Source organism: Blastococcus sp. URHD0036 (assembly GCF_000701365.1).
Classification (GTDB): Bacteria; Actinomycetota; Actinomycetes; order Mycobacteriales; family Geodermatophilaceae; genus Trujillonella.
The window spans coordinates 132,563-145,860 of the sequence record NZ_JNIK01000002.1 but is presented as its reverse complement, the minus strand read 5'-3'; the positions used below and the strand labels follow the sequence as shown (position 1 = coordinate 145,860).

Sequence of the window (13,298 nt, the reverse complement as noted above, 5' to 3'; positions counted from 1 at the left end):
CTGTGCGCCGAACACCGCGGCCGCAAGGGAAGAACCGGGAGCGCGGCGCGATCCGATCCACGATCCGTCACCACCCCCGGCCGTACCGATGGGAGCGCCACGTGCAGGCTTCAAGCGAGGAGACCCATCGTGGGACCGGGTGGATCACCGCCGCGCTCCTGCTCGGGCTCTTCACCACGAGCTTCCCGTCGACGATCCTCACGATCGCCGTGCAACCGATCGCGGAGGACCTGAACGCGCTGCCCTCCACGGTCGTCTGGGTCACCACCGCTCCGCTGCTCGCCGCCGCTGTCAGCACGCCGCTGTTCGGCCGGCTGGGCGACATCTACGGTCACCGGCGCGTGTACCTGGTGGGGATCGTCATCGCGATGGTGTTCGCACTCGGCAGCGCGTTGGCGTGGAACGCGACGAGCCTCATCATGGCCCGCACCCTCTCCCAGACCGGCGCGGCCGCCACGGTGCCGACCGCCGTGGCGATGCTCTTCCGCGCGAGCCCGCCCGGCCAGCGGGTCCGGGCCAGCGCCCGGATCGGCGCCACCACCTCGGCCGCGGCGGTCATCGGCGTGGTCGTGGGCGGGCCACTGGTGGACCTGGTCGGCTGGCGTGCCATCTTCGTGGGCCAGGTCGGGTTGTGCGCCGGGGCGCTGATCCTCTCCCTGATCGTCACGCCGGCCGACCCGGGCAAGCGGGCCCGCTCATCCCTGGATGTTCCCGGTGCCCTGGCGCTCGCGGTCGCCACCCTCACGCTCACCTTCGGCATCAACCGGCTAGCCGTCTGGGGGTGGTCGCCGGTACCGGTCGCGTGCCTGGTGATCGCGCCGCTCGCCCTCCGGGTGCTCGTCCTCGTCGAGCGGCGCGCGGTCTCGCCACTGCTTCCGGTGCGCGTGCTGGGCTCCCACAACGTCCGGGTCATCACCGGTGCGACCGTTCTCGTCGGCGCCGGTTACATGGGGAACTTCGTCGTCACCCCGCTCTACCTGCAGGGCGTGCTGGGGCTCACCGCAGCGGTGACCTCACTGCTCACCGTGCCTCGGGCGCTCTCGATCGTGCTCGCCGCCCCCACCGCCGGCCGGGCGGCCATGCGCTTCGGTGAGCGCCGCGTCGCCCTGATGGCCGGGATCGCCCTGACCCTGGCCCTTGCCGTGATGGCGGTGGGCGGCTTGGTGTCCTCGCTGGTCGTCGTGGCGATCGCGATCGCACTCAGCGGATACGCCGTGGGACACCTCAATCCCTCGCTGCTGTCGGCTCAGGGCTCGGCGGTGGACGAGCGGGACGTCGGCCTGGCCGCCTCCCTCCAGCAGACGGGCTTCCAGGTCGGTGCCGTCATCGGCATCGGACTGTTCACCGCGCTGGCCGGCGACGCGACCGACGACGGCCCGTTCGCCCTCGTCTTCCTGTTGACCGCGGCCTGCTCGCTGGCCGCGACCCTCGTGCTCGTTCGCATGCAGGACACGAGCAAGCCAGCGGCACCGCACTCCGCGCCGCCTCGGATCCCCGGCGACAGCGGCTCCTGACCCGCCTGTGTCCCGCGCCGGGCGCCCGAAGCGGCCGCCGCCGATCTCGACGCGGCCGCCGACCGGGCTCCGTGCGCGCCGTTGTGGATGTGCACGCCGGAGCGATCGCTCAGGGGCGTTGGGACGGGCCCGCCCGAGGACGCAGCGCAGGATGCTGCTACCGGGATGGGCCGGACGAATCCGTCGTTGTCGAACTATCGATCTCAGGGCTTGAGGTGGCTCGGGCTCGCTGCTACGTTCGGCCACGGCGACTGCGTAACGCGCGTTACCCCAGGGCCGCGTCAGTCCGGCCGCGCCCGATCCGACGAATGAGGAGAGGCCTCGTGGCCCGACGACTCGACTTCCCGGTGTTCGACGCCGACAACCACTTCTACGAGACCACCGACGCCTTCACCAAGTACCTCCCTGCGGAGTACGCGGGCCTGGTCAAGTACGTGCAGGTCAACGGCCGCACCAAGATCGCGCTGCGCAACGTCATCAGCGAGTACATCCCGAACCCGACCTTCAACAAGGTCGCGCCTCCCGGGGCCCTCGAGCTGGAGTTCCGCGCCAAGAACCCCTCGTCGAAGCACAAGCCGGTCGCCAATAAGACCTCGTTCGGCGAGGTCACCAACGAGGAGCGCAGCTCCATCGCGGGCATGCCGCCCAAGTACATCGAGTCGCCGCCGGCGTTCTTCAACCCGGCCGACCGGCTGATGGTCCTCGACGAACTGGGCCTGGACCGCGCGGTGATGTGGCCGACGCTGGCATCGTTGCTCGAGGAGCGCATGGCCGACGACCCCGACGCCACGCACGTGATGGTGCACGCGCTCAACGAGTGGATGCACGAGCACTGGACCTTCAACTACGAGAACCGGATCTTCCCGACCCCGGTCATCACCCTGCCGGTCCTGGACAAGGCGCTGGCCGAGCTGGACTACGTCGTGGAGCGCGGCGCCAAGGCCATCCTCATCCGCCCGGCTCCGGTGCCCGGCTACAACGGCCGCCGCCGCTCCTTCGCGCTGCCGGAGTACGACCCGTTCTGGGAGCGGGTGAACGAGGCCGGCCTCATCGTCGGCATGCACTCCTCCGACGACGGCCAGCAGCGCTACATGAACGAGTGGGAGGGCCGCCAGGGCGAGTTCCTGGCCTTCGCCAAGACCTCGGGCTTCCACGCGCTGGTGTCAGCCGATTATCGCGGCATCAAGGACACGGTGACCTCGATCGTCGGCCACGGCCTGGCGACCCGGTTCCCCGACCTCCGGTTCATGCCCGTGGAGAACGGCAGCTCCTGGCTCAAGCCGCTCCTCGCCACCATGGCGAAGGTGTACGGCCGCAACCCGGGCGCCTTCGACGAGGACCCGACCGTCGCGCTCAAGCGGTCGATCGTCCTGCACCCCTTCTTCGAGGAGGACGTGGTCGGCGTGATCGAGGCCATGGGCGTCGACAACGTCGTCTTCGGTTCGGACTACCCGCACCCCGAGGGCCTGCACGACCCGATCGAGTACATGAACGAGCTCGAGGGCCTCTCCGACGAGGACAAGGCCAAGGTCATGGGCGGCAACCTGAACAAGCTCTTCGGCTTCGCCGCCGACGACAAGGTCATCGCCGCCTGAGCTAGGACCCGTCCTTCTCGCCCCTTGCAGCCTCGGGGTGAACCCCGGGACGGGGCCATACACGACCTGAGGCGCCGGCCGGACGAGCACGGCCGTCCGGCCGGCGCCTCCGTCGTGTCCGCAGCAGTTCCCCCTGATCGGACCCACCCCGGCGACGGCGCCGGGCGGAGAGGCGGAGAGCACGGATGGCCGACTACCAGTTCATCACCTACGAGCCGCTGGACGAGGGCACGATCGTCCGGATCAACCTGAACCGGCCCAAGCAGCGGAACGCGCAGAACCGCGGCATGCTCGTCGAGCTCGACGACGCCTTCCGGGCGGCCGAGATGGACGACCTGGTCCGGGTGATCATCCTGGGCGCCGAGGGTCCGGTGTTCTCCGCCGGCCACGACACCGGGTCCAAGCAGTCGATCGCCGAGTGGATGCCGGGCCCCTCGCAGCACCACAGCGTGACGATCGACGGTGGCACGCGGCAGGGTGCGGAGAAGCTGTACCTGCAGGAGTGGCACTACTACTTCCAGAACACCGCCCGCTGGCGGGACCTGCGCAAGATCACCATCGCCCAGGTGCACGGCAACGTGATCTCCGCGGGCCTGATGCTCGCGTGGGCGTGCGACCTGATCGTGGCCGCGGAGGGCACCCAGTTCTCCGACGTGGTCGGGCAGCGGCTGGGCATGTGCGGGGTGGAGTACTTCGCCCACCCGTGGGAGTTCGGCCCGCGCAAGACCAAGGAGCTCCTGCTCACCGGCGACTCGATCGACGCCGAAGAGGCCCACAAGCTCGGCATGGTGAGCAAGGTCTTCCCCGCCGACGAGCTCGCCGAGGGTGCGCTGGCCCTGGCCCGCAAGATCGCGCAGCTGCCCACCATGGCGGCGCTGCTGGCCAAGGAGTCGGTCAACCAGTCCGTCGACAACATGGGCTTCCAGAACGCGCTCAAGGCCTGCCTGACGCTGCACGAGCTCAACCACGCCCACTGGGCCTGGGTGCACGAGGACCGGCACGCCGTCGGCAAGGCCGAGGACGGCATCCTCGGGGCCATCACCGGCCCCCCGGCCACGGCGGCGGCCAACGGCGCCCCGGGGTGAGCGAGACCGTCGCGCGTCCCACCGTGGACGACGTCCCGGGCGTCCTCCGGCTCCAGCAGACCGGTGAGGGCCGGTAGGAGGGGCAGTGCCTGGCCACCGAGGGACCGGTCGTCCGACCGAACTTCGCGTGGCTGCGTGACCTCTCGACGGACATCGTCAGCGATCGACCACCTCGGAGGAATCTCGTGCGTGCCGCTGTCATCACTGCCCTGACAGGTCCGGATGCCGTGGAGATCAGGGATGTGCCCGAACCGGAGCCGGCGCCCGGCCGAGTACGCATCGATGTCCACTACGCGGGAGTGGTCTTCCCCGACGTCCTGCAGACCCGTGGCGACTACCAGATGCGGCCCGACCTGCCGTTCATTCCGGGCTGGGAAGTCGCCGGCGTGGTCCGCGAGGACGCCGGCGGGTTCCGCGCCGGCGACCGGGTCGCCGCCATGCCGGTCATCGGCGGCTTCGCCGAGACGGTCGCCGTCGACACCGAGATGGTCTTCCCGCTCCCTGACGCTGTCCCCTTCGACAAGGGGGCGGCGATCCCGCTGAACTACCTGACCGCCGACTTCGCACTGCACCGCAGGGCCCGGCTGGTCGCGGGGGAGACGGTCCTGGTGCACGGCGCCGCCGGCGGTGTCGGGACAGCTGCCTGCCAACTCGCCGCCGCTCGCGGCGCGCGAGTACTCGCCGTCGTCTCCACCCCGGACAAGGCGGAGGTCGCCCGAAGGGCGGGAGCGGACGAGGTCCTGCCGGTCGACGGCTTCCGGGACGAGGTGCGTCGGTTGACTGGCGGCAGGGGCGTGGACGTCGTGGTCGACCCGGTCGGCGGCGACCGCTTCACCGACTCGCTGCGCTCCCTCGCCACCGAGGGCCGTCTCATCGTCATCGGCTTCACCGGACGTGCGATTCCGACGGTCAAGGTCAACCGACTGCTGTTGACCAACACAACGGTGCTCGGTGCTGCTTCCGAGGAGTTCTGGCACACGCAGCCCGGCTTCGTCGGCCAGCAGTGGCAGGATTTGCTGCCGCTGATGGAGTCCGGGGCCGTCGACCCGCCGATCGGGTCGGTCTTCGACCTGGAGGACGCTGCCGCGGCTATCCGCACGATGGACGAACGCAGAGCCGTCGGCAGGCTGCTCATCCGCATCCATGGACATGGCATCACCACCACGTGAACTCGCGTTCCGGCAGGCGTCCGCTGCGGGAAGCCCCCGAGGCTGGTCCCGTGATCACCCCCTCTCACTTCACGAGCGCAGGAGCCCCCATGTCCACCACCATCGACGACCGCATCGCGGAGCTGCTGGCGACGTACGACACCCCGGACGCCGATGCCGCGACGCTGCTGTGCGACCGGCACCCGGCCGACGCGGTGGCGATCACCGTCATCGAGGCCGATCTGTCGGCGCACGACCTGACCTACGGCCACCTCCAGCGCGAGTCCGCCCGGTTCGCAGCGGCCCTCGCCGACATCGGCATCGGCCCCGGCGACCGCGTGGCCGTGCTGATGGGCAAGTCCGCCGAACTCGTGGTCGCGCTGCTCGGGATCTGGCGGCGGGGTGCGGTACACGTCCCGCTGTTCACCGCCTTCGCCGGGCCGGCGATCGCCCTGCGGCTCCAGGCCAGCGGCGCGCGACTGGTCGTCACCGACGCCGACCAGCGCACCAAGCTGTCGTCACGCCCCGACATGCCTGCCGACCGGGGGTGGCGCGTCATCGTCGTGGGCGGCGCTCCCCAAGGCGACGAACTGTCCTTCGCTGAGCTGGTCGCGGGTCACGCCTCCGACGATCCCGCGGGGGCTCCGGTCGCCGTAGGCGGGGACGCCCCGCTTGTCCTGCTCTTCACCTCCGGGACCACCGGAAACCCCAAGGGCGTGCCGGTGCCCGTCAAGGCCCTGGCCTCCTTCCAGGCCTACCTCGAGTTCGGTCTGGACGTGTCCGCCGACGACGTGTTCTGGAACGCCGCGGACCCTGGCTGGGCGTACGGGCTGTACTACGCCGTGCTGGGACCGCTGGCCGCCGGCGTCCGCAGCCTGCTGCTGCACGCCGGCTTCAGCCCAACGCTCACCTGGCAGGTCATCCAGGCGTTCGGGGTCACGAATTTCGCCGCTGCGCCGACGGTCTACCGCGCGCTGAACGCCGACGGGGCGCCCGTCCCCGATGGCCTGCAGCTGCGCCGGATGTCCTCGGCAGGCGAGCCGCTGACCCCTGAGGTCATCACATGGGCCGAGGAGCACCTGGGCGTACCGGTCCGGGACCACTACGGGCAGACCGAGCACGGCATGGTGATCGCCAACGGCTGGGGCCAGGGCGTCTACGCCCCTGTTCGCCCCGGTTCGATGGGGCGGCCGCTGCCGGGCTGGTCGGCCGCCGTCCTGCACGACGAACGCACCGAGGTGGCAGCGCCTGGGCAGGTGGGGCGCGTCGCCATCCGGGTCGCCGAGAGCCCGCTGATGTGGTTCTCGGGTTACGCCGATGCGCCGGAGAAGTCCGCCGAGCGGTTCACCGAGGACGGCGCCTGGTACCTGACCGGGGACGCCGGGAGCGTCGACGAGGACGGGTACTTCGCCTTCTCCTCCCGAGACGACGACGTGATCATCATGGCCGGCTACCGGATCGGTCCCTTCGACGTCGAGAGCGTCCTGGTGACGCATCCCAGGGTCGTGGAGTCCGCCGTCGTCGGCGCTCCCGACGCCCTGCGTGGCGAGGTGGTCGAGGCCTTCGTCGTTCTCCGGGCGGGGGACGAGGGCGACGACGACCTGGCCGAGGAACTCAAGCAGCTGGTCAAGCAGAAGTTCGCCGCGCACGCCTACCCGCGCACGGTGCACTTCGTGCCGGAGTTGCCCAAGACCCCCAGCGGCAAGATCCAGCGCTTCGTCCTCCGGCAGCGGCGTCGCGGGGAGGTCCAGGACCGGTGACGGATGAGATCAGCTAACGATCGATGACCCCGTTCGACTCCTCGAGGAAAGGTGCCTGATGCCGCGGCTGGACGAAATCCAGATCCGGGACCCCTACGTGCTGGCGGAACCCGATGAGGGCGCCTACTACCTGTTCGGCAGCACGGACGCCGACATCTGGGCCGGTCCGGGAAAGGGCTTCGACTGCTACCGGAGCACCGACCTGGCCGTCTGGGAGGGGCCGATCGAGGCGTTCCGGCCGCCCGAGGACTTCTGGTCCTCGACCCAGTTCTGGGCGCCGGAGTGCCACCCGTACCGGGGCCGGTGGTACCTGCTGGCGACCTTCGGCGTGCCGGCCGGTGACCGCCGGGGCACCCAGGTGCTGGTCGCCGACCGGCCGGAGGGGCCGTACGTGCCCTGGTCCGACGGCCCGGTCACGCCGCCGGAGTGGCTGTGCCTGGACGGGACGCTGCACGTCGCCGAGGACGGGCAGCCGTGGATGGTCTTCTGCCACGAGTGGATGCAGTGCTCGGACGGCGAGGTCTGCGCCGTGCGGCTGTCCGAGGACCTGCACACCGCGGTCGGCGACCCGGTCGTGCTCTTCCGCGGCTCCGCGGCCCCGTGGGCGAGGTCCTTCGGGGAGCACGCCGGCGGCCCGGCATTCGTGACCGACGGCCCGTTCCTGCACCGCACCCAGGAGGGCGCACTGCTCATGCTCTGGTCCAGCTTCGGCGAGCAGGGCTACGCGATGGGCGTCGCCGAGTCGGAGTCCGGCACGGTTGTCGGTCCCTGGCGCCAGCGTTCCCAGCCGGTCTGGGGTGAGGACGGCGGGCACGGCATGGCGTTCCGCACGTTCGACGGGCGCCTCTGGCTCACGCTGCACAGCCCCAACACGACACCGCACGAGCGGGCGACGTTCGTCCCGCTGACCGACGACCTCCACCGCGCTGACTGACCGGGCGGCCTCAGTAGGTGGTCGACGTGCTGTGCACGGCCTTCCACTCGGTCGAGGTGAGCGCGCGTACCGGCAGCGTGCTTTGCAGCCGGGACGCGCCCGGCAACACCTTCCTGAGACCGATCGCGATCGCAGCAGACCTGGAGCCGACGGATGCCGACGTCACCTCGATCGAGCCCTCGACCGACCGAGCGACGGCGCTGGAACGTCAGTACGACGCCGTGATCCGCGTGCACCCGCGTACCTGGACGCTCGACACGGCTGCGCCGTCATCGGCGGTCTCCAGGAAATTCACCGTGTTTCCGGGGAGGCGCTCCGCGGCCCAGTCTCACCCGTCGACGTCCGCGGCTACCTGCACCGGGGGCTTGAGGGGGCTCAAGTTCGCTGCTACGTTCGTGCTCCGCGTAACACGCGTTACTACGGCCTCGGTAGTGCCGGCTCGACGCCCGATCCGCGGTGCATGGTGCGCCAGGCGGTCCCGCGATCGTTCGACAACCTTCGTTCCGATAGGAGCTCCAAGGCATGCGCAGAAGAGGAATGGCAGCGGTCGGCATCGCGTGCTCGGTCGCGCTGGTGCTGTCGGCGTGCGGCAGTGACGACGAGGACTCGGGCAGCAGCGGCGGTGGCGGCGACAGTGGCGGCACCCGCGCGGACGGGCCGGTGGACGTCGGCATCCTGACCTCGCTCAGCGGCCCTGGCGCGGCGGCGGCGGCGGGCTCCATCCGCGGCGCTCAGGCGCGGTTCGACTCCTACGACGGCGAGTGCAAGGACGTCGAGATCAACATCGTCCAGGCCGACGACACGTCGTCGGCCCAGGGCGCCCTGGCCGGGACGCAGAAGCTCGTCCAGCAGGACGACGTCTTCGCGATGATCAACGTCAGCGCCTTCTTCTACGGCGCCTCGCCCTACGTGACCGGTCAGGCCAGCGACGTGCCGGTCTTCGGCGGGGCCTGGGACGGCGCGCCGGAGTGGACGGCCACCGACGACAACATGTTCAACTCCGCCTTTGTGCCGGACTTGGGAACGGTCACCGAAATCCCCGGCACCTTCTTCAGGGACCAGGGTGCCACGAAGGTCGCCGGAATCGCGTACGTGAGCCCCAGCTCGCAGGCGGGCCTCGAGGTCGGCCTCGCCTCGATGGAGGCGGCCGGTCTGGAGGTCGGGTACACGAACAACAGCGTCCAGTTCGGCAGCACCGACGTCGGCCCGCTGGTCCTCGGCATCCTCGAGTCCGGTGACGACGCGGTCTACACGACGATCAACTTCGACACGTCGCTCGCGCTGGTCGCCGGCCTGCGCCAGGCCGGCTGGGACGGCGTCTTCACCTCGCCGACCGGCTACGGCGCCGACCTGCTCGGCTCCGACGTCGCCGTCGACATCGGCCAGGGCGTGATCTTCTCCAACTCCTTCGTACCGGTCGAGAACGACACCCCCGCGACCCAGGAGCTGAGCGCGGCGCTGCAGGAGCAGGGCAACGAGTCGGGTATCCCGGGCTTCTACGAGAGCCAGGGCTGGTTCGGCGCCGATCTGCTCCTCTACGGCCTCGAGAAGGCCGGCTGTGACGCCGACCAGGCCGGCCTGATCTCCACCCTGCAGGAGACCGACGACTGGGACTCCAACGGCCTCTACCCGATCCCGGTCCCGCAGACCACGAACGATTACGACGAGACGTGCCTGTTCTACCTGCAGCTCGAGGGTGACGGCTTCGTCCCGCTGAACGACGGTGAGCCGTTCTGCGGCGCACCGATCAACTGACGGCGCAGCGCCACCCGGTCCGCCGCCGTACCGCGCATTCCTGACGCGACGCCGGCGGACCGCGCGGTCCCCGCGCACTGCCCGGCCGGTCCGCCACGGACCGGCCGGGCCTGTGGGATACCCGAGACCGGACGGCACAAGCCGGCGCGTGCTAGGTCGGGCACTCGGCCCGTGCTGTCCTCCGGCAAAGCTGACGAAGAGACGTGCCAGTCGCCGCCAGCCACATGTACGTCTCGCCGACGCGGAATGGGTTGCCCCAGCGGGTGGGACGAGCCACGACCACGGCACCGACCGGCTTACGCCATCCCCGGACGCGGCTCGGCCGGATGCGTGCTGACGCACTTCGCTGGAAGTAGTCCGCGCCCGTGTGGTCACCCGCGGGCGGCGCTGGCAGCCGACGTAGTGGCTGGTGAGGAGCCGCGCGGCCGGTCCTCGGTTCCTCGGCGTCGATCGGCATGGGTCATCGCCCCCTCTGGTCGGCTGTCACCCCAGCGGCTCGCGCCGCCAACAGAGGCCGTGCCTACCGCAAGGGTGTGACCGTTCTGGAGGCCAACTGGAGGAGAACGAGAGGCCGTCGGCTTCTCAGTGGCTGCGCGTCACTCGGGTGGATCCGAGGGGCGAGTTCAGGAGCCCGCTCGCCCGCGACTGCGACGCACTTACGACGATCAATCAACCGTAATTTCCACTTCTCAATCAACGTTGGTTAACTCGCGACACGCGAAGCGAGCTGCGCTCTCATCGCCAGCCAATTCCACCCAACACGGACAAATGGGCCCGGCGCGTTCTCGCAGGGTTACTGGTTCGAGTCCAGTCGGGGGAGCAAGCACTGCTCTGACCTGCAGCGATGGCGATCTCGGCCCGCTGCCACCCACACGCTCCACGGATCCGAGTCTGGCGACGAGTCCGTCGTCGACGGAACCGGCATGTCGCCGCGGAGTACGCCGGGAGTCGGAGAACCAGGACGGACCTCACCTTCCGTGGGGTCCCTGACGGCGTCGACGTGGCGCCACCTCGCAGTGGAGGCGCCACGAGCCGACCTGGGATCACGCCGTCACGGATCTGGCCCGCTGGATCGCTCAGCGCACCGGCGCGCCGTTCACCCCCGGCAGGACCAGGTGCCCGGCGTCGACGGGCAGGGTGACCCCGGTGACGGCCGCTGCGAGGTCGGAGTTGAGGTAGAGCGCGGCGTTGGCGATGACCTCGGGAGGCAGGAACGTCGTCCCCTTGAGGGCGCCGTAGTGGTAGCCGCCCTCGATCATGTCGGCTTCGGTACCGCCGGGATGCCCCGCGAACATGTCCCAGGCGCCCTGGTGATCGGTCATCGGCGTGCGGATCGCACCGGGATGGATGGTGTTGCACCGGATGCCGTGGGGTGCGAGTTCCAGGGCGATGGTGCGCATGAGCCCGACGACGCCGTGCTTGGCGGCGGTGTAGTGGGCGAAGGTCGGGCCGCCCTCGAGGCCGTTGACCGACGAGATCAGGACGATGGAGCCGGCCTGGCGCTCGATCATGTGCGGCGCGACGGCTTTCGCCGAGCGCCAGACGCCGGTGAGGTTGACGTCGAGCATGTCTTGCCACTGCTCGTCGGTGAGTTCCCAGAACTGCCCCTGCGTCCAGATGCCGGCGTTGGCGATGAGGGCGTCGATGTGGCCGAACTCGGCGATGCCGCTGGCCACCGCCTGGTCCATCTGTGCCTGGGACCGGACGTCGGCGACCAGGCTCAGCGCCCGCCGATCCAGCGCCTCGACCTGGCGGACGGTCTCCGCGAGATCGGCCTCGCGGGCCATCGCGTAGGGGACCGTGCCGATCTGGTCGGCGATGTCGACGATGACGACGTCGGCGCCCTCCCGCGCTGAGGCGAGCGCGTGCGCGCGGCCCTGACCGCGTGCCCCGCCGGTGATCAGGACCGTCTTCCCCTCGAGCAGACCCATGACTGTTCCTCTCTGTGGGTGTCGGTTCAGAGCTGTCCGCCGGCGTCCACCACGTGGGTGGTGCCGGTGACGTAGCGGCCGTCATCGGAGACCAGGTAGAGGACGGCGTTCGAGATGTCGACGGCCTCCATGGCCGGGACCGGGAGGGCGTTCAACGTGAGGGCCGCTTCCTCGAAGTCCGCACGCGTCGCGTTCTCCAGGTCGGGCCGGAAGAGCCGGTAGGTGGCGTCGTTGAGGATCATGTCGGTGGCCACCGTGGTCGGGTGGATGGTGTTGACCCGGATGTTCTGCGGCGCCAGTTCCTTGGCGAGCACCTTGGCGAACATGACCAGCCCGGCCTTCGCGGCCGAGTAGTGCGCCGTGTTCGGGTTCGCGTAGATGGCGGCCAGGGAGCTGGTGATCACCACGGAGCCGCCGCGGCCGCCGGCGACGATGTGCGGCACGGCGGCTCTGATCGTCTTCCACTGACCGGTGAGGTTGACGTCGATCATGGTCTGCCAGGTCTCCTCGTCCATCTCCAGCGTGGAGGCGGGGGTGGAGATGCCGGCGTTGGCCAGGACGATGTCCAGCCGGCCGAGCTCGGCGACGGCGTCGTCGACGACCTTCGTCAGGCCGGCGAGGTCGCGGACATCGACCTCGGCGGCGACGATCCGCCGGTCCAGGGCCTCGACCTGACGGACGGTCTCGGCCAGGTCCTCGGACGTGGCAGTGGGGTAGGGAACCGTCTCGACCTGCTGGCAGACGTCGACGGCGATGATGTCGGCGCCCTCCTGGGCCAGGCGGACCGCGTGGCTGCGGCCCTGGCCGCGAGCTGCGCCGGTGATGAAGGCGACCTTGCCTTCGAGTCGGGCCATCGTGGATCTCCTCCTCGGTCGACGGCGCCCCGGTGACGCCGGTCACCGCCGAGGTTATGGCACCCAGTGCCGAAAGGGGGCGCCAGGGGGGTGTGGGGCAGGATCGCTGCGTGACGGCCGCGCGGGGTGCAGGGGAGCGGGACCTCGGCGGACGGCCGGCGGTGACCACGGCGCACGAGTTGGCTGCTGTGGCCCAGCGGCTGTTCCTCGAGCGGGGGTTCGAGCGGACGAGCATCGACGACATCGCCGCGGCCGCGGGCATCGGCCGGCGCACCTTCTTCCGCTACTTCCGGGCGAAGGTCGACGTCCTGTTCGCCGAGTCGGCGTCCGAGCTCGAGGTGTTGCGGCGCGAGCTGGCGTCCGCGTGCGAGGGGGAGGACTACCGCACCGCGCTGGTCCGGGGGGTGACCACCGCGCTGCGGGTGGCGCCCGGGGACCGGGAGTGGGCTCTGCAGCGGGCTCAGCTGATCTTGTCCGTACCGGCGCTGCAGGCGCAGGCGGCGGTGGTGTTCGCGGGCTGGCGCAGCATCGCGACCGAGTACGTCGCCGGACGCTTCCCGGGCGAGGACCTGTTCGCCCGGGCCGCCGGACATGCCGTGCTCGCCGCCACCCTCGCCGCGCACGAACACTGGATCACCCATCCGGGCTCAGAGCTGGAAGACGCCCTACGTGACGTGCTCGTCCTCCTCCTGCCACGGGAACCCGTCGAGCGCTGAGCTGCA

Annotated in this window: 11 protein-coding genes; 8 read left to right on the top strand and 3 right to left on the bottom strand. The window is 70.3% G+C overall.

The window, feature by feature from the left end:
* The first annotated feature begins 101 nt into the window (after window positions 1-101).
* The 7 genes from N555_RS0102055 to N555_RS0102015 all read left to right on the top strand — a co-directional run bounded on the left by N555_RS0102055 (window position 102) and on the right by N555_RS0102015 (window position 9,791).
* A complete protein-coding gene (locus N555_RS0102055) occupies window positions 102-1,514 on the top strand; it encodes an MFS transporter (RefSeq protein ID WP_051683569.1) in 1,413 nt (470 codons plus the stop codon).
* 323 nt (window positions 1,515-1,837) lie between these two features.
* The gene (locus N555_RS0102050) at window positions 1,838-3,109 is read left to right on the top strand and encodes an amidohydrolase family protein (protein ID WP_197028877.1); all 1,272 of its coding nucleotides are present in this window, start codon (window positions 1,838-1,840) and stop codon (window positions 3,107-3,109) included.
* 185 nt (window positions 3,110-3,294) lie between these two features.
* Complete coding sequence (locus tag N555_RS0102040; RefSeq protein WP_029429841.1) at window positions 3,295-4,194, top strand: enoyl-CoA hydratase; 900 nt, start codon at window positions 3,295-3,297, stop codon at window positions 4,192-4,194.
* Window positions 4,195-4,421: 227 nt separating this feature from the next.
* On the top strand, window positions 4,422-5,363 hold the full coding sequence (locus N555_RS0102035) for an NADPH:quinone oxidoreductase family protein (RefSeq protein ID WP_231502571.1): 942 nt from the start codon (window positions 4,422-4,424) through the stop codon (window positions 5,361-5,363).
* 89 nt (window positions 5,364-5,452) lie between these two features.
* Complete coding sequence (locus tag N555_RS0102030) at window positions 5,453-7,102, top strand: AMP-binding protein (protein ID WP_029429839.1); 1,650 nt, start codon at window positions 5,453-5,455, stop codon at window positions 7,100-7,102.
* 58 nt (window positions 7,103-7,160) lie between these two features.
* Window positions 7,161-8,036, top strand: a complete 876-nt coding sequence (locus N555_RS0102025; protein ID WP_029429838.1) for a glycoside hydrolase family 43 protein — start codon at window positions 7,161-7,163, stop codon at window positions 8,034-8,036.
* A gap of 522 nt (window positions 8,037-8,558) precedes the next feature.
* Complete coding sequence (locus N555_RS0102015) at window positions 8,559-9,791, top strand: ABC transporter substrate-binding protein (protein ID WP_081865904.1); 1,233 nt, start codon at window positions 8,559-8,561, stop codon at window positions 9,789-9,791.
* 151 nt (window positions 9,792-9,942) lie between these two features.
* On the opposite strand, the gene N555_RS29205 is transcribed toward N555_RS0102015, so the two are convergent.
* The 3 genes from N555_RS29205 to N555_RS0102005 all read right to left on the bottom strand — a co-directional run bounded on the left by N555_RS29205 (window position 9,943) and on the right by N555_RS0102005 (window position 12,576).
* Window positions 9,943-10,248, bottom strand: coding sequence for a DUF4326 domain-containing protein (locus N555_RS29205; protein WP_081865903.1), 306 nt, complete (start codon window positions 10,246-10,248; stop codon window positions 9,943-9,945).
* 619 nt (window positions 10,249-10,867) lie between these two features.
* On the bottom strand, window positions 10,868-11,722 hold the full coding sequence (locus N555_RS0102010) for a mycofactocin-coupled SDR family oxidoreductase (protein WP_029429836.1): 855 nt from the start codon (window positions 11,720-11,722) through the stop codon (window positions 10,868-10,870).
* 26 nt (window positions 11,723-11,748) lie between these two features.
* The gene (locus tag N555_RS0102005; protein WP_029429835.1) at window positions 11,749-12,576 is read right to left on the bottom strand and encodes a mycofactocin-coupled SDR family oxidoreductase; all 828 of its coding nucleotides are present in this window, start codon (window positions 12,574-12,576) and stop codon (window positions 11,749-11,751) included.
* A 110-nt stretch (window positions 12,577-12,686) separates the two neighbouring features.
* Here N555_RS0102005 and N555_RS0102000 point away from each other — a divergent pair, with 110 nt between their 5' ends.
* Window positions 12,687-13,292 (top strand): acyl-CoA-like ligand-binding transcription factor, encoded by a 606-nt coding sequence (locus N555_RS0102000; protein ID WP_029429834.1) that lies wholly within the window; start codon window positions 12,687-12,689, stop codon window positions 13,290-13,292.
* The last annotated feature ends 6 nt before the right edge of the window (window positions 13,293-13,298 follow it).